Annotated in this window: 17 protein-coding genes; 11 read left to right on the top strand and 6 right to left on the bottom strand. The window is 39.5% G+C overall.

Translation table 11 applies throughout. The features are described from left to right. Window positions 1–81 precede the first annotated feature (81 nt). The 11 genes from AHMF7616_RS12750 to AHMF7616_RS12800 all read left to right on the top strand — a co-directional run bounded on the left by AHMF7616_RS12750 (window position 82) and on the right by AHMF7616_RS12800 (window position 11,526). Entirely contained in the window at window positions 82–2,139 is a 2,058-nt protein-coding gene (locus tag AHMF7616_RS12750; protein WP_115373231.1) for a GAF domain-containing SpoIIE family protein phosphatase, read from the top strand. Window positions 2,140–2,153: 14 nt separating this feature from the next. Next, complete coding sequence (locus AHMF7616_RS12755) at window positions 2,154–2,492, top strand: STAS domain-containing protein (RefSeq protein ID WP_115375597.1); 339 nt, start codon at window positions 2,154–2,156, stop codon at window positions 2,490–2,492. Then, a complete protein-coding gene (locus tag AHMF7616_RS12760; RefSeq protein ID WP_115373232.1) occupies window positions 2,485–2,895 on the top strand; it encodes an ATP-binding protein in 411 nt (136 codons plus the stop codon). Before AHMF7616_RS12755 ends, AHMF7616_RS12760 begins: the two co-directional genes overlap by 8 nt. Before the next feature lie 297 nt (window positions 2,896–3,192). Beyond that, entirely contained in the window at window positions 3,193–5,481 is a 2,289-nt protein-coding gene (locus AHMF7616_RS12765; RefSeq protein WP_115373233.1) for a peptidylprolyl isomerase, read from the top strand. A gap of 169 nt (window positions 5,482–5,650) precedes the next feature. Continuing rightward, a complete protein-coding gene (locus tag AHMF7616_RS12770) occupies window positions 5,651–7,024 on the top strand; it encodes a peptidylprolyl isomerase (protein ID WP_115373234.1) in 1,374 nt (457 codons plus the stop codon). Window positions 7,025–7,032: 8 nt separating this feature from the next. After that, window positions 7,033–7,998, top strand: a complete 966-nt coding sequence (locus AHMF7616_RS12775; protein WP_115373235.1) for an AAA family ATPase — start codon at window positions 7,033–7,035, stop codon at window positions 7,996–7,998. A 96-nt stretch (window positions 7,999–8,094) separates the two neighbouring features. Then, the gene (locus AHMF7616_RS12780) at window positions 8,095–8,355 is read left to right on the top strand and encodes a hypothetical protein (RefSeq protein ID WP_115373236.1); all 261 of its coding nucleotides are present in this window, start codon (window positions 8,095–8,097) and stop codon (window positions 8,353–8,355) included. A gap of 146 nt (window positions 8,356–8,501) precedes the next feature. Beyond that, window positions 8,502–9,464 (top strand): YopA family protein, encoded by a 963-nt coding sequence (locus AHMF7616_RS12785; protein ID WP_115373237.1) that lies wholly within the window; start codon window positions 8,502–8,504, stop codon window positions 9,462–9,464. Between the two features lie 22 nt (window positions 9,465–9,486). Next, the gene (locus AHMF7616_RS12790; protein ID WP_115373238.1) at window positions 9,487–10,242 is read left to right on the top strand and encodes a class I SAM-dependent methyltransferase; all 756 of its coding nucleotides are present in this window, start codon (window positions 9,487–9,489) and stop codon (window positions 10,240–10,242) included. Window positions 10,243–10,368: 126 nt separating this feature from the next. Then, entirely contained in the window at window positions 10,369–10,803 is a 435-nt protein-coding gene (locus AHMF7616_RS12795; RefSeq protein ID WP_115373239.1) for a hypothetical protein, read from the top strand. A gap of 135 nt (window positions 10,804–10,938) precedes the next feature. Beyond that, on the top strand, window positions 10,939–11,526 hold the full coding sequence (locus AHMF7616_RS12800) for a GNAT family N-acetyltransferase (RefSeq protein ID WP_115373240.1): 588 nt from the start codon (window positions 10,939–10,941) through the stop codon (window positions 11,524–11,526). Window positions 11,527–11,644: 118 nt separating this feature from the next. On the opposite strand, the gene tsf is transcribed toward AHMF7616_RS12800, so the two are convergent. From tsf to AHMF7616_RS12830, 6 genes are all read right to left on the bottom strand, one after another. After that, window positions 11,645–12,481, bottom strand: coding sequence for a translation elongation factor Ts (gene tsf / locus AHMF7616_RS12805; RefSeq protein ID WP_115373241.1), 837 nt, complete (start codon window positions 12,479–12,481; stop codon window positions 11,645–11,647). Between the two features lie 157 nt (window positions 12,482–12,638). Then, window positions 12,639–13,400 (bottom strand): 30S ribosomal protein S2, encoded by a 762-nt coding sequence (gene rpsB / locus AHMF7616_RS12810; RefSeq protein ID WP_115373242.1) that lies wholly within the window; start codon window positions 13,398–13,400, stop codon window positions 12,639–12,641. A 21-nt stretch (window positions 13,401–13,421) separates the two neighbouring features. Continuing rightward, on the bottom strand, window positions 13,422–13,808 hold the full coding sequence (gene rpsI / locus AHMF7616_RS12815; RefSeq protein WP_115373243.1) for a 30S ribosomal protein S9: 387 nt from the start codon (window positions 13,806–13,808) through the stop codon (window positions 13,422–13,424). 14 nt (window positions 13,809–13,822) lie between these two features. Continuing rightward, window positions 13,823–14,269 carry a 50S ribosomal protein L13 gene (gene rplM, locus AHMF7616_RS12820; protein WP_115373244.1) on the bottom strand — a complete coding sequence of 149 codons (447 nt, stop codon included), beginning with the start codon at window positions 14,267–14,269 and terminating at the stop codon, window positions 13,823–13,825. 443 nt (window positions 14,270–14,712) lie between these two features. Then, complete coding sequence (locus tag AHMF7616_RS12825) at window positions 14,713–15,393, bottom strand: hypothetical protein (RefSeq protein ID WP_115373245.1); 681 nt, start codon at window positions 15,391–15,393, stop codon at window positions 14,713–14,715. A 363-nt stretch (window positions 15,394–15,756) separates the two neighbouring features. Continuing rightward, window positions 15,757–16,539: a TIGR03915 family putative DNA repair protein gene (locus tag AHMF7616_RS12830; RefSeq protein WP_115373246.1), complete on the bottom strand. Its 783-nt coding sequence runs from the start codon at window positions 16,537–16,539 to the stop codon at window positions 15,757–15,759. Window positions 16,540–16,544 lie beyond the last annotated feature (5 nt).

A 16,544-nucleotide genomic window follows, 5' to 3' on the forward strand; every position in this document is an offset into this window, starting at 1 on the left:
GATACTTATTGTAGTAAAACTTATATTTGGACCTTTTGCCAGACTCCCTTACCGATAAGGCAAAATTCAGGAACTTCCCATATGCCTTATACCATCAACTACAAAAGGTTATACACTTTTGCCGCAACGGTAAGCTGGCTTTTGTTAGTAATTAATTCATTATTCGTTAACCAGGAGTCTTACCCCGAAACTTTTCAGGAAAATTCAAACTTTCTGGGCCGGCTCTTTAAGGTAAGCTTTATTGCCTTTGTGTTTCTTACCCAGCGCGCTTCCGTAGAAGCTTATAGAGGTTCGGATTTCATCGGGTATCTTTGGAAACTGTTTATCCGGGCCGGCAGCACGGCCTATATCTGCGGTTTGTTCTTTTTTGGCGATCAACGATTAAGCAAGTTTTTTACTCCTTTTCAGGGCCTGCTCGAGGTAATTTATTTTATTAGTTTTGCCTTTCTCACTTACTTTCTGGGTAAAGCCTTTTACATCTGGCGCAACATGATCTTGTTTCAGAAAACCCGGGCCTTGCAGTACGAGTGGGATTGGTTTGAATTTCTGATTTATGCTTCTTTGCTGGGAAGCTTGCTGGGCCTTCGGTTGCTCAATTATATTCCACTGTTATGTTTAATGGTGTTGTATATGCTTTTTCTCAGTATTCATTTACGGTGGGTCGCCTATTTAACCGCTACTAAAAAATGGCGGTCGGTATTTCTGCTCACGGGTATTTTAGTAGGTTTAATTATTTTTTATGAATATTTTGAATACATGCTGGCCCAGCACCAGCTTATTATCGATTTCTTCTACGATCCTTTTCTTGGATTAACCTGCCTTTTTGTGGCTATTTATACCTTAATTTCTTTATTGGTAGCTATTTTTAACTTACCTACTTCTTCGGTGTTTGAACAAAAACGCGAAGATTTATTGAATTTTCAGCGCTTGAGCCAATCCATTCAACAAGGCGAAGACGAACCCCAGGTTTACAATTTAATGTTTCATAGTGCCATGAATGCCTCCGGAGCTGATGCCGCCTGGTTAGAAATAATAAACGAGGCCAGTCAATCCAGTATTATAGAGGCAGAGAATGTAGATGAAACAGTAGTTACCCAAATCCGGCAAGTGCTCGATAAGTATCAGGTAAGCAGTGTGGAGTATGTTAATAATAACCTGGATCACAACGCAGGATTTAAAGCGCTGCAATTGCCTTGGCGCTCGTTAAACGTGATACCTTTAAAATCACAAAAACGCACTTACGGCACTTTATACTTACTCAAAGACATTGAACAAGGCTTCGACCGGGAAAGCATTAACGTTATTCGCACGTTTACTAGTCAAACCATTCTTACCATCGAAAACCTACGGCTAGTGGCGGAGTCACTGCAAAATGAACGCTACAAAGAAGAACTGAAGATTGCCTCATCGGTGCAGGAAAGTTTAATTCCTAAAACCTTCCCGAGTGATAGTTGGTTCGAGATTAGTTGTTACAGTCAAGCGGCCCGAGAGGTAGGTGGCGATTTTTACGATTTCCTGCAGCTGAATGAAGACCGGATTGCTATTATTATTGGCGATGTATCAGGTAAAGGTATTTCGGCTGCTTTTCACATGGCCCAGATGAAAGGTATTTTCCATGGGCTGATGCAAGACGATTTGCAGCCCGTGGAATTTATGGTGAAAGCCAACAATGCCCTGACCCATTGTTTAGAACGCACTTCGTTTATTACCGCGGCTTTATACATTATTGATTATAAGTTAAAAGGTTTTTTCTTCGCCCGGGCTGGTCATTGCCACACCTTGTATTATAACTCCATGACCGAAGAAACGTTTTATTTTAATACCGAAGGGTTAGGGTTAGGCATTATCCGCGACAAGTCGTACAGCAAACGCATTCATAACATGCACTACGATTATAATCCCGGTGATGTCATGGTTATTTATACCGATGGCATTGTGGAAGCCCGCAGTGCTAACCAAGACGAATACGGCGAAGAACGTTTACGCGAGATGCTCAGTAAACACTACCATTTAGAAGCCAACGATATTAAAGACGCTATTATAAACGATTTAAATAACTTCAGCAGCGAAATAATCCACGACGACCAAACGCTAATCGTGATTAAATTTAGAAATGATCAACCAAATTTAGCCTTGTGACGTAATAAATGGCAATGAAAATAACACACGAAATCAAAGACCAAACGATCACCATCCGCCTGAATGGTGAACTGGATGCCAGCTCCTCTGTCTTGCTGGATGAAGAATTATCTAAACCAGAAATCATGTTATTTAAAAAAATTCTGGTAGACTGCGATCGACTCAATTATATCTCCTCGGCAGGTTTAGGTGTATTTATTTCGCACCTCCAACGTTTTGAAGACGCCCAGATTAAATTAATCTTTTTTAACATGCAGGATAAAGTTAAAAACGTATTCGAAATACTGGGTCTGGACTTGCTCATGACGATAGTCTCTTCTTACGACGAAGCTATGACGATTGCTAATGAATAACTCCATTCGGATTAGCTGCGACCTCACCAATTTAATTGAAGTTAGAAATTTCGTTCGGGAATTTCTAATGCCGTATGCCCTTACGGAAAATGAAGTTAACCTGATTGTGTTTGCCGTGGATGAGATAAGTGCGAACTTAATTATCCACGCTAACCAAAAGGATAATAGTAAATACATTTATTTAACCATTACTAAAGAGCAAAACAGTTTTATCTTTGAACTTTCTGACCAAGGCGTATTTTTTGATGGCAATACCCTGGATGATCCCAACTTGAAGCATATTATTCAGATTGGGCAAAAAGGAGGCATTGGATTAGCTATGGTAAAACGTATCGTGGATAAATTGGAATTTACTACCAACGATAAAGGCATGAATATCTGTCGCATCCAAGTAACTATTTAATTGAATCTAACACTAAAATAGTTATAAATTCCTTGCATAAGTTTGCGCACGTGTTTCTCCAGCTACCTTTACCGGATAACTTTTTGCCTGCACAAAAATCTTTCTTACGGTAACCTGCACTTTAATCAGTACTTCTTATCATTGTCCATATACCAAAAATTGATACAACCTCGTTTTTGCTAAAAAACCAGGTAATAAGATTATTGCTTGCAAATCTGCGAGTAAAAATTTGTAAATTGCTTGGCGAAAGTCCTATGATAGCAGCACAGTTGCACTAGCCGTTTGTTTGAATTTTTTATGCACAGAAACCTTTTTCTTATTGGTGGTACTCTTTTATTCCTTTTTGGATGCAACGCTTCCAAAACCCCGGATAACCAAGAACCAGTACTTTTTACGGTAGCAGGCAAGCCGGTAACTACCACCGAATTTAACTATGTTTACAATAAGAATAACAGTCAACCGGATAATGGAGCCGCTAAAGGCAGTGTACAGGAGTACCTGGAACTGTACACCAATTTTAAATTAAAAGTTACTGAAGCCGAGAAACGCGGGTTAGATACAACCGCGGCTTTCCGGAAAGAATTAGAAGGCTATAAAGAGCAGCTTGCCCAACCCTACCTAACCGAAAAAAATGTAACCGACCAGCTCATAAAAGAAGCTTACGAACGCATGAAAAAAGAGGTGAATGCCTCGCACATTCTCGTAAACGTAGCGGCTGATGCGGAACCCAAAGATACCTTAGCTGCCTACAATAAAGTAGTAGCCCTGCGGCGTCGGGTAGAGGCCGGCGAAAATTTTAACGAGTTAGCCCGCGCGGAATCGGACGATCCATCGGCTAAAGAAAATAGTGGTAATTTAGGTTTTTTCACGGCATTGCAAATGTTATATCCATTTGAAAAAGCAGCCTACAATACCGAAGCCGGCCAATTATCTAATCCTGTCCGGACCCGCTTTGGGTACCATTTAATCAAGATAAATGAAGTACGGCCGGCTCAGGGCGAAATTAAAGTAGCGCATATTATGGTACGCGCTACTCCTGGTATTCCCAAAGCGGACTCGGTAGTAGCCAAGAAGAAAATAGACGCTATTTACAATCGGCTTACCCGAAAAGAAAACTGGGATAAACTTACCGCGCAATTCTCAGAAGATGCTAGTTCTTCCACGAAAGGCGGTGAATTACCCTGGTTTGGCACGGGTCGCATGCTGCCTTCTTTTGAGGAAGCCGCTTTTAAATTAACTAATGTTGGCGATGTATCTAAGCCAGTGCAAACTCCTTACGGTTGGCATATCATAAAATTAATTGAGCGCCGCGGCTTGCCGGCTTACGAAGAAATGGAGCCTTACCTGCGCAGTAAAGTAGCTAAAGACTCCCGCTCCGAATTAAATAAATCGGCTTTTCTAAAGAGAATTAAGCAAGAAAATAACTTTCAGGAAACAAAAGCCGCCAAAGACTTTGCTTTGAGTAAAGCTACCGATGCCTTAAAGGAGGGCAGTTGGCAATATACCGGCGCTGACAAAGAAATGAATCAAACTCTTTTTTTGCTTCAGGACCGGCCGTTTACGGTAAAGGATTTTTTTGCTTACGTCCAACAAAATCAAAAAGGCACTACTAATCCCACCTCTCCTACGCATTTAATGAATGTGCTATACGATAATTATGTAACAGCTAGCCTATTGAACTATGAACGGGAGCACCTGGAAGCGAAATACGTGGATTACCGCATGTTAGTAAACGAATACCGCGACGGCATTTTGCTGTTTCAGTTAATGGATGAAAAAGTATGGTCTAAAGCCATTCAGGATACGGTTGGTTTACAAACCTTTTTTAAAAATAACAAAGAAAATTATAAATGGGATACCCGGGCCGATGCTATAATAATTAGTGCTGCCAACAAAGATATTTTAACTCAAGCCCAGCAGATGCTTACTGCTGGTAAATACGAATTAAGTAAATTACGTCCGGAGCCTTTGTTGTTTCCGGCGGGAAAGGAAGTTATTACTCCCACCATGACCAATCAACTAAACGAAGTTTACGATCGGTTATCCAGTGATCCGTCGCTTACCCTCCAGCTTACCGGTAACGCCGACAGCAAAGAAAGTACCGGCAAAAATGCTGGTCTGGCTAATAAAAGAGCGCAGCAAGTAGCCGCTTTTCTTACCGGCAAAGGCATTACAGCTAATCGCCTGACTATTACTGCTAATAAGCCTAAAGCAGTAGCTACTGCTAATCGTAATGTAACCTTTACCTTATTTACCAGTGACCTGAAAGGGATAGAAGAAGCACTAAATACCTCTAACCCTTTAGACGTTCAGGTGCAAAATAAACGTTTTCAGAAAGGCGAAAACAAGATACTGGATGAAATTACCTGGCAGGAAGGCACCTATAACCTGGATAAAGATGGACGGGCTATTTATATTAAAATAAATAAAATTTTACCTCCTGGTTATAAAACCCTGAACGAAGTGCGTGGCTTAGCCACTTCCGATTATCAATCCTACTTGGAGAAGGAATGGCTGAAAGAGTTGCGCCAAAAGTACCCCGTAGAAGTAAATGCAGCTGAAGTACAAAAACTTACTCAAAAATAAATTTGTTAATACCCGCTCAGATAGAAGCGCGCCATACTGGTTGCGCTTTTATTTTGTTCAATTAAACCGTACCTTTGCCGGAAACGCATTAAACATAAAATTTATCTTAAACTTATACGTTAGCGTTTTTGCAGGCAACGCTTGCACCAGATTTAACATCTCATAATTCATGAACTATATTTTTAAAATTAGCTTTTTAGCCAAACTTTTACCTATTGTAGGTTTATGTCTGGGTTTGGCTACTTCCGGGCAGGCACAACAACGTACCGCTAAAGCCATTGATGGAATAATTATAAAAGTAGACAATCAAATTATTCTACGGTCGGAGTTGGAAACGGCTTTAGCTCAAGTGGCGAGCGAAGGGCAGCCCATTACTCCGGAATTGCGTTGCAATATATTGCGTTCGCTGTTAACGAACAGCTTAATGCTGGCCCGCGCCGAGATAGACTCCGTAGTAGTAGAAGAAGATCAGGTAAACAGTGAACTCGATCGTCGCATGGCTTACTTTGTGCAGCAGATTGGCAGCGAAGAAAAGCTGGAAGAATATTATAACAAAAGCCTACGGCAACTAAAAGACGATTTGCGTCGGCAGGTAAAAGACCAATTAGTATTGCAGAAAATGCAGTCGGAGTTAACCGAGAAAATTACGGTAACACCGAACGAAGTAAAAAAATATTTTAATCAGATTCCAAAAGACAGTTTACCTTATTTTTCTACGGAAGTAGAAATCGGACAAATTGTAAAATTGGCCCAAATTGATAAAAAAGAAAAAGATAAAGTACGGGCACGATTAGAAGAAATTAAAAAACGTATTCAAAACGGCGAAGACTTTGCTACTTTAGCTAAAGAATTTTCGGAAGATCCGGTATCCGCAAAAGATGGGGGTAACTTAGGTTTTTTTAAGAAAAAAGAACTGGTACCCGAATACGAAGCGGCTTCGCTTAAGCTAGAACCCGGACAATTATCGGATGTAATTGAGTCGCAATTTGGTTTTCACTTAATTCAGTTAATTGAGCGGAGAGGCGAGCAATATAATACGCGTCATATTTTGTTAAAGCCTGGTTCTACTGATCTGGATATGGAGCAAACAGCCCAAGAATTAGAAAAAATTCGCAACCGAATACTTGCTGACAGTATTTCTTTTGCCAAAGCCGCCAAAGATTTATCAGATGATGCGGCTACCAAAAATAACGGCGGCTTATTACCTAATCCGCAAGACGGTAGTACTTATATTCCGCTGGACAAAGTTGATCCGGGTATATTCTTTACCATTGATACCATGAAAGTAGGTAGTATAACCAAACCGCTGCCTTACCGTACCGAAGATGGGAAACAAGCCATGCGGATTCTTTATCTGAAATCGAATTTGGCCCCTCATCAGGCCAACTTAAAAGACGATTATCAGAAGATTTCGGCCGCCACACTAAACGAAAAACGGCAAAAAGCTATGAATACCTGGTTTAATAAAAACAAAAGTACCGTATTTATCGATATAGATCCGGAGTTTGATGCCTGTAATATTCTGCAATCGATAAACAACTAAGGTTCTTCATGAAGCAATTCTCTTCCGATAAAGAAGCGGCCGATGCGTTGGCCCAAGCCTACAAAAATTTAACTAGCGAAATTTCAAAAGTAATTATTGGTCAGGATGAGGTAGTACGTTTAGTATTAACCGCCGTGTTTAGCCAGGGGCATTGTTTGCTCGTGGGAGTACCCGGTTTAGCCAAAACCTTGCTGATCCAAACCATTGCTTCTTCCCTGGATTTGTCGTTTAACCGCATCCAGTTTACTCCCGACTTAATGCCATCAGATATTGTGGGTTCCGAAACCATGGATCAAAGTCGCAATTTCCAATTTGTAAAAGGTCCGATTTTCGCCAACATTATTCTGGCTGACGAAATTAATCGCACGCCGCCCAAGACCCAAGCCGCTTTGCTGGAGTCGATGCAGGAGTATTCGGTAACCGTGGCGGGCCAAAAATACGAGTTGAACCGGCCATTTTTTGTGTTAGCAACGCAAAACCCGATAGAACAAGAAGGTACGTATCCTTTACCGGAAGCCCAGCTCGATCGGTTTATGTTTAACATTTTGCTGGATTACCCGAGTTTTGCGTCGGAGCTGCAAATTGTAAAAAATACTACTTCCGATGTGAGTTATCGTTTGCCCACTGTATTGCACGCCGACGAAATTACGGCTTTCCAGCACTTAGTACGCCGGGTACCGGTGGTTGATAATGTAGTAGAATACGCGGTAAAACTAGTGCACCAAACCCGGCCCAATACCGCTATGGGTACCGCGCAAGCTTCGCAATATTTAGAATGGGGAGCCGGTCCTCGGGCCTCGCAGCATTTAATTGTCGGAGCTAAATGTAATGCCTTGCTGAACGGTAAATATTCTCCGGATATTGAAGATGTGCAAGCCGTAGCCTTACCCATTTTACGGCACCGCATTGTTCGTAACTTTAAAGCAGAAGCAGAAGGTATAAGTGTAGAAAAAATTATTCAAGATCTGTTGTAGCCTGAAACCTGAACTATAATTTTAAAAATTTAAAAGCCTGGTAGTTTTACCAGGCTTTTTAGTTTACTCGACTTTCTCAAATACATATTCTTTTTTATGGATGAAACTACAGATGAAATACTTAAGAATACGCCTCCAATAACTACATTTCCTGTTTTAATGGATGAAGTTAATCAACCCATTCTGATTTATAAGGGTGGCTTTCAGTTGAAACATGGAGATAAAATTATTTCAGTAATTGGAAAAGTTTTTATGATTGGTTTCCAACACTCGGATCAAAGTTTTCAGGTAAAGCAACAAATACCTCTATCTTTGAAATATTCCCTTTATTTGATAAACCTGGCAAATCAGAATTAATTATTGATGGATTATCATTTGGGGATGTTTCTATCACAGGTGCAGAAGATTGGCCGGATGGTACAAGCTTAGAAGGTTCTATTCCTTATGCAATCAAAGGAGATAGTTCTATTTTAGTTACAAAGGTAAGATTTGGCATACCCAATTTGAGAAATTTTAATGGAGGAAGTCAAACAAAAGAATTCTTTGAAGAGAGTGATCGTATAAGTTCCACCAGATTAACCTTCGAAAATGATGAATATCTCATTAATATTGATAAAAGACGTAATTATGAAGAACAAAGAAAAAATTTAAAAAATAAAGGTGGATTTTTTCTTCTTTACTCAGGTGAACTTACTAAGAAAAAAGGTCCCATAAATCTGAAAGAACTTAAAGATGTATTTCGCTGCTTTTCAAACTTCTTATGGTTTTTAAATGGTAGAAGATGCTCACCTCTATTTATTCAAGGCATTGTTCAAGATAATACAGTTTGGACTGATTACAGCAGGAATCTAGTTGACCAATATAAATACATTATTACTTGGCCTAAGAGATATTCTATTGAAGGTCTTAATAAACTTTGGCAGCACTTTAGTAATGATTGGAAAAATGAAAATGATAGGAATTTCTTCATCAGTGCAATCCATTGGTACATAGAGTCTAATTCTAATTCAGGATTTGCAGAAGGAGCAATCATAATGGCTCAAACTGCTTTAGAATTAATCTACAACTATCTTATAATTGAAAAGAAAAAGTTATTAAAAGGGAAAGATGCTGCAAGTATTTTAGCATCTAATAAAATTCGGCTATTATTATCCCTTTTAAATATAGACTTTGAAATACCAAGTGCGTTTTTACACCTTCAATCAATCGCAAAAAGATTAGAAGCAGAAGATGCTCCTGATGTATTTGTTAAAATAAGGAATGCAATCGTTCATTCACAAGAGGTTAAAAGAAAGGAGTTAACTAATATGCACGATGAAGTAAAACATGAGGCTTTACAACTTGCTTTATGGTATATTGAACTTTCACTCTTATATATTTTAAAATTTGATGGGAAGTATTTCAACAGAACTTTGGTTGATTATTCTGCAATAGAATCGGATGAAGTCTTTGTACCTTGGAAATGAGTAGCTTTATATTACTACCGGCATGAAACCCGTTAAGAACTTGTTTTCTGCACAGGCGAAGGAATACAAACAATTCCGGCCAACTTACCCTGTTGCTTTGTACCAGCGGATATACCAAGAAGTACTTTTCAAAGAACACGCCTGGGATTGTGGTACCGGTAATGGGCAAGTGGCAAAAGAATTAGCTAAAATTTTTAAAAAAGTAGCTGCTACTGACATAAGCCAATCCCAAATAGCGCAAGCAGAGCACCAGGACAATATTACTTATACTGTAAGCCGTGCCGAGCAAACTAACTTTGCTTCTGAAACATTCGATTCAATTACCGTAGCCCAAGCTATTCATTGGTTTGATTTTGAGTTATTTTACCAGGAAGTAGCCCGGGTAAGTAAACCTGACGCCTTATTAGCAATATGGGGATATGGTTTAATTCAGTTTAACGAAGCAACAATAAATACCATAATTAGACACTTTTATAAAGAAATTACCGGACCTTACTGGGACACCGAACGGCATTATATTGATGAAGCTTACCAAACCATACCGTTCCCATTTCCGGAAATCCAGATCAAGGAAAGATTTTATATAAACCGAGATTTTACTTTGTCGGAGCTAGCCGGTTATCTAAATACGTGGTCGAGCATTCAGAAATACAAGCTGGTAAATCATTTAAATCCTGTAAATGAGCTTTTAACTTCTTTGCAACCCTACTGGCAGGAAAATAAATCGCAAACTGCGACTTTTCCTCTGTTTCTGCGTTTAGGAAGAATTAAAAAGTAGCTGAGCTCCTACTTTATGTTTCTGTTTTATAATCAAAAAGACAAAAGTAAAAGCCTGTTACTTCAGACTGAATCCTTAAATTTACTTTCCTGATCAAAAACAAAGTCTATAACCAGCATTAATTCTATGGAAGCCCCTGCCCTTTTTGCCCGTTTTGAAGAAAACTTAAATACCATACTCACTATTCTGGAATCGAATAAAGTGGATATCAGCCGTACTCCTTTTGAATCCGTGATACCGCTGGAAGTTACTCGCCTCTGTGAAATACTAAATACCGCCGGCGAGCATTTTGCTATTACCGGCAATGGGCAACAAACAATATTTAACTTTCGGCAACAATACATGCAGCATAGCCAAAGTGCCGCCGAAGCTATGGCTAAAATTTTGAATGATAAAAAATCGTACATGAAAACCCCGGAAGGTTCTCTTTTAACGAAAGAATTACTCATTCGCCGCCTGGAGTATTTTAACGAAATGGCCCGTACTTTTAATATTATGATTACGCAACAGCAGTTAGGCAGTCCATTACAATACAGCTCTCAAGCATTGCTAAAAAAATAAAATTTTTAAAAATTTACTTAAAAGCCTGGCTTACCTGAGCCGGGCTTTTTTGATTTATAGTTATCGTGCTCTATTTTGCTTTATAAATAAAAAGCGCACATTACTTTTAAAATTATTTCATCAGCTCCATTTGTCATGAACTTCCCCATCCCCACTGAGTTGCGTACGGAAAGGCTGCTACTTCGGCGTTACGCGGCCTCTGATGCTTATGACTTTCTGCAACTTCTTTTAAAAAACCAAGCTCGCTTATCACTTGCTTTTCCCGGCAGAGTGGCTATGACCCAGAAATCAGAAAATGCCGAATACTTTATCCGGCAAATGCGAGCCGACTGGCAGTCAAAAAAAGTGTATGAATTTGGTATTTGGCTACAGGATAGAGAGCAGTATATCGGGGACATCGCTCTTAAAAATATCGAAAAAAGAGTACCAAAAGGAGAAATAGGATATTACCTGGATGCCGCTGCCGAAGGGCAAGGTTTGGCTGGCGAAGCACTACGGGCGGTAATCAATTTCGGCTTCGACAACCTGGCGCTAAATAAATTATTCATCAAAATGCCCATTCAAAATCAACGTAGTTACCATTTAGCCGAGCGTTGCGGATTTACCCGGGAAGGTTTATTGCGGCAAGACTTTCGGTCGGATGAGAAAACCGGTTTAGTGGATGTTTATTACTACGGAATGACGCGCACCGATTATGAGATGCGCGAACAAGCAAAAATTTAAAAAAACTTAGTTCCAGTCTTATATTTTCTGGAAATAAAAGGCTGTTGTATACAAAAGCGTTAAAAACAAAAAAGCCTTCTGAGATCTCAGAAGGCTTTGCATTTTTACAATTAAAAAATTAAGCACCAATTGCTACACGCTTAAATTCACTAACGGTTAAACCTTTACTGGTTTTATCCAGCAGTTGTGCAATCGTTAAGGAAGAATCTTTTACAAATTCCTGGTTTAATAAAGTGCTGTCTTTGTAGAATTTATTCAGTTTACCTTGAGCAATTTTTTCCAGCATCGCTTCTGGTTTCCCTTCGGCACGAGCTTGCTCTTTGCCAATTTCAATTTCGCGGGCAACGGTAGCCGCATCCACGCCGTCTTTATCTAAAGCAATGGGCTTCATAGCGGCAATTTGCATCGCTACGTCTTTACCCACCTCGGTTACATCGGTGCCGTTGGTGTTTTTTAAGCCAACTAATACGCCTAATTTGCCATTCGAATGGTTATAAGCCACTACTTTATCAGCAGTTACGGTTTCGTAAGTTACTACGTCTAACTTCTCACCAATTTTACCCATTAAGTCGGTAATATGGTCTTGCAACGAACGGCCATCTGCTTGTGAACTAGCTAATAATTCTTCTTTTGAAGTAGCATTGGTTGTTACAGCCGCTTCCAGAATAGCTTTAGCCAAGGTTTGGAAATCCGCTACTTTAGATACCGGCTCGGTCTCGCAAGCTAACGCGATTACTTTGCCCGTAGTGCCATCGGCACTTACTTGAGTTAAAACAACGCCTTCGGAGGTAACATTGTCGGCCCGTTTGCTGGCAATTTTCTGACCTGCTTTCCGGAGAATATCTTTAGCCGTTTCAAAATCGCCATTTGCTTCGGTAAGTGCTTTTTTGCAATCCATCATACCGGCGCCGGTTTCCTGGCGAAGTCTGTTAACATCTTGTGCTGTAATAGCCATTTTATTTAGTTATGAGTTAAGAGTTATGAGTTAAAAGTTACATGTTAGGAGATATCTGTTGTCTAACATCTAACGTCCAATTAAATATTTAAAAAAAACTGAACATCAGAGTTTTAAATCTAATGTTCAGTTATAATAAGGCATTCTAAAGATTAGATTATTCGGCAGCTACTTTTTCTGCTACACCTTCTTCTTCCGTCCGTTTTCTTTCGGTTTCTTCTTTATCTACTTTTCTTTCGGATAAACCGTCCTCAATTGCTTTACCAATAACACCTACGATTAAAGCAATTGATTTGGAGGCATCATCGTTAGCCGGAATTGGAAAATCTACTAACTCGGGGTTAGAGTTAGTATCTACAATCGCAAATACCGGTAAATTTAACTTTTGCGCTTCTTTAATTGCAATGTGTTCCCGCTTTACGTCCACTACAAACAAAGCTGCCGGTAACCGGGATAAATCGGCTATACCACCCAATACGCGGCCTAATTTCTCACGCTCGCGCGAAACCATTAAACGCTCGCGTTTCGCCAAGTTGGCGTAAGAAACATTGTCTTTGATCATTTTATCAATGGTAGACATTTTCTTCAACGACTTGCGTACAGTAGCAAAGTTGGTTAACATACCACCTAACCACCGGTCGGTTACATAAGGCATTTTCAGGCGTTTTGCTTCTTCCGAAACAATATCCTGCGCCTGCTTTTTAGTAGCCACAAACATAATTTTGCGACCAGATTTAGCAATCTGACGGATAGCCGCGGCGGCTTCGTCGATAGATGCTACGGTTTTATTTAAATCAATAATATGGATACCGTTCTTTTCCATGAAAATATACGGTGCCATTTTTGGATCCCATTTCCGGGTAAGGTGGCCAAAGTGCACACCAGCATCCAACAAATCTTTATAATTAACGCTTGCCATTTTGTGAATACACCTTTAAGATTATCTTTTAGAGAACTGGAATGACTTTCTCGCTTTTGCTCTACCAAACTTCTTGCGTTCCACCATGCGCGGGTCGCGGGTAAGGAAGCCTTCTTTCTTCAAGCCCGGACGGTTATCCGCTGTTTCCAAAACTAAAGCTTTGGCAATTGCCAAACGAATAGCTTCGGCCTGGCCACTTACGCCACCACCTTTAACATTTGCTTTTACGTCGTATTTACCAGTCTGATTCAGCGCCTGGAACGGTTGATTGATGATAGTCTGCAGTACTTCACTTGGAAAGTACGCTTTTATATCTCTATCGTTAATAGTGATATTCCCTTGCCCGGCCGTGATATAAACACGTGCCACCGAGGTTTTTCTTCTACCAGATGTATTGAGAACTTCCATTAATTAGTATATAGTTAAGATATTTTTACTTGTTTTGATTGTTGCGCTTCGTGCGGATGCTCGGCTCCGTCGTAAACAAACAAATTACGGAACTGTTCCCGGCCTAAACGGGTACGCGGCAACATACCCCGTACCGCTCTTTCTACCACTTTGGCTGGCGACTTTGCTTTTAACTCCCGAACCGTGGTTTGTTTCTGACCACCTGGGTAGCCGGAGTGCGTTACATACACTTTGTTGTCTAATTTTTTACCGGTTACCCGCAATTTTTCCGCGTTAATAACAATTACGTTATCGCCGCAATCGGCATTTGGGGTAAAGGAAGGCTTATTCTTGCCTCTTAAAATGTTAGCGATTTGGCTGCATACGCGGCCTAGTGTGGCGTCTCCGGCGTCTATCACTACCCAACCTTTGTTAGCGGTCGCTTTATTAACTGATAGCGTCTTATAACTTAAATGATCCATTGGTGTGCTTTTAAAGCGATTAGTTAAATATTTATTTATCTTCCTGTTTCCAGAAAATGAGCACAAAGATAGATGTATTAGTTAGCAAATGCAAACTAAATTGTTATTTCTCTGATTGTAACCTAATTAACCTACTTAGTATTTTAAGAGTATAGCAGCAAATTCGGGTAAACCAGAATAGATGGGATTGATTGCATGCTGATTAGCAGGAAGGTATTGGGCAAAGAAATCTTCCGCCGTGAACTTTATTGTAGCTTAATGGAAATTTTTTAAAAATTTGTCGCTTTTCCTAAATAAAACACTTTATTACAATAACAAAATACTTTAGTAACACATGAAATAAATTAGCTGTACGGAATAGATGAATTTGCTAAATTTTTATTAAAAAAGTAACTGAATTTAAAGACTTAACTTGTATTGATTCGAACTTTAATTTGTTAAAATTAAGTAGAAATTACTTCCAGCAATTCTTCAATTAATTCCCGATTAATATAATTAATAGCAGCGTATTTTTCATAATACATAGCCTGGATGAGAGCAGCCGGATTGGTAGCTTCAAAGGTTACTCCTTCATCGCCGGGGCGGAACATCACTTGCATCGGAACGGCTGTATCCCCATTAATAGGCGGTTGAAAATATTTGTAAGGCAAAATAGTGCCGCCGTTTTGTTGAAAAAAGTTTACTTTACGGGAATAAATTTGAGCTTCCTCGGCACTATCATTTGCATTAGCCGTTATTTCCCAAACAAAACCAACCGATAAATAGCCTTTTTCTTTTAATATAACAGCGCCAGTTTGGTAGATGTAATCAAAAAATAAAGAACCGATTTGCTTATTGCGTGCTTCTGCATCAATGGCCAAATAAACCAGAAAAACGGCCGAAGGATTAGTAAGCAAATGCACGGTAGCCATGCCAATAGTTTTTACTTTATTGGATACCCGAAAAGCTAAACCAACCCCTTGATCCAGGCTGTCCAGTATAGCTTGTGGTGGTTCTTGTTCTTCGGTTGCAAAATTTTGATAATAAAGGTTCCACCAGTTGGTATCAGCAATTAATAGTTTAGAATCTTGAATGCATTCAAAGCAAACGGGTTGCTCCGGCACTTCATTAAAATCTAACGACATACATTAGTAGTTGGTAAGTAGCTTATGTTTGGCTCGGAGTTAGTAATTAAATATAATTTTAGAATGCTGTTTACCTATACTGACTAATTAACAGCCACACCGGTTGCATCCAACTGCATATATTCATTAACAAGATTTAAAACACACAACAACCAACAGGGACGAGAGCAATGATACTGAAGCAAATATAATTAAATGCGCGGTGTAAGTAAATACCTAATTTTAAGTATTTTCAAAACCACAAAATTAGATACTATTTGCAGAGCTAAATTATTTACGAATTATAATTTTTTAAGATACACCCCAAGTAAAAATACTTCTTAAACAAAAAGATACTTAATGCGATAAGATGTTATTTTAAATTTATGACTTATAAATTGCCGGTCTTTTTTCGGCTAAATATTTCCAGTAACGAGCCGGAATATGCCGCAGATGCAGCTTTTTATTTTTCCGTTCTGCAATATTTACACTATTAAAATAGGTTTGCCACAGATCCTGGTAAACGGTTTCGTATTGGTCTAGCAAAGTTGCAGGTAACTGACCGCTCCTATTAATGGGCACTTGTTCTAATTGCACATAAACGGCAGTACGCAAATTATAATAAATTCCGTATTTGCGTTTTATATCATAGATAAGCCAGCGCTGGTCGGCGTAGCGGAGCGTGAAATGTTTTACAATTAGAGGCAAGACATTAAAATCTGGTTCTATAGCGGCATAAAATAAATCATCGCTTGTTTTTTGAAAACGCACAAAGGCTTCCATGCGGTGCGATTCCCGGAAAACTTGTTTGGTAATTTGCGCTATTTGGCGTACACAATCAGCCGCGAAATTTTCTTCAATATTTACTGTATTATCAAAAGCTAACTTGATGTAGTTGTAAATGGTTATCTCTACATTAGGTAATTCCGATAAGAAAGCTTTGAATAACTGTACGCCCGAGGCTGGCGAAATTTTGCGGAGTAATCCTTGCCACACCCGATCTGCTTTGTCTTGATCGGTACAGACAAAAATGGATGTAGCAAATAAGCTAGGCTGTAAAATAAGTTGTTCTTTAAAGATTTTATCTGGCCAGGCTTTCCGCTCGTATATTTCAAAAATCACGCTCAACAAACCCTCGAAAGAACCATCGTACGTGTAGTGATACATACCAG

Origin of the sequence: Adhaeribacter pallidiroseus (assembly GCF_003340495.1) — a bacterium.
In the GTDB taxonomy this organism is placed as follows: Bacteria; Bacteroidota; Bacteroidia; order Cytophagales; family Hymenobacteraceae; genus Adhaeribacter; species Adhaeribacter pallidiroseus.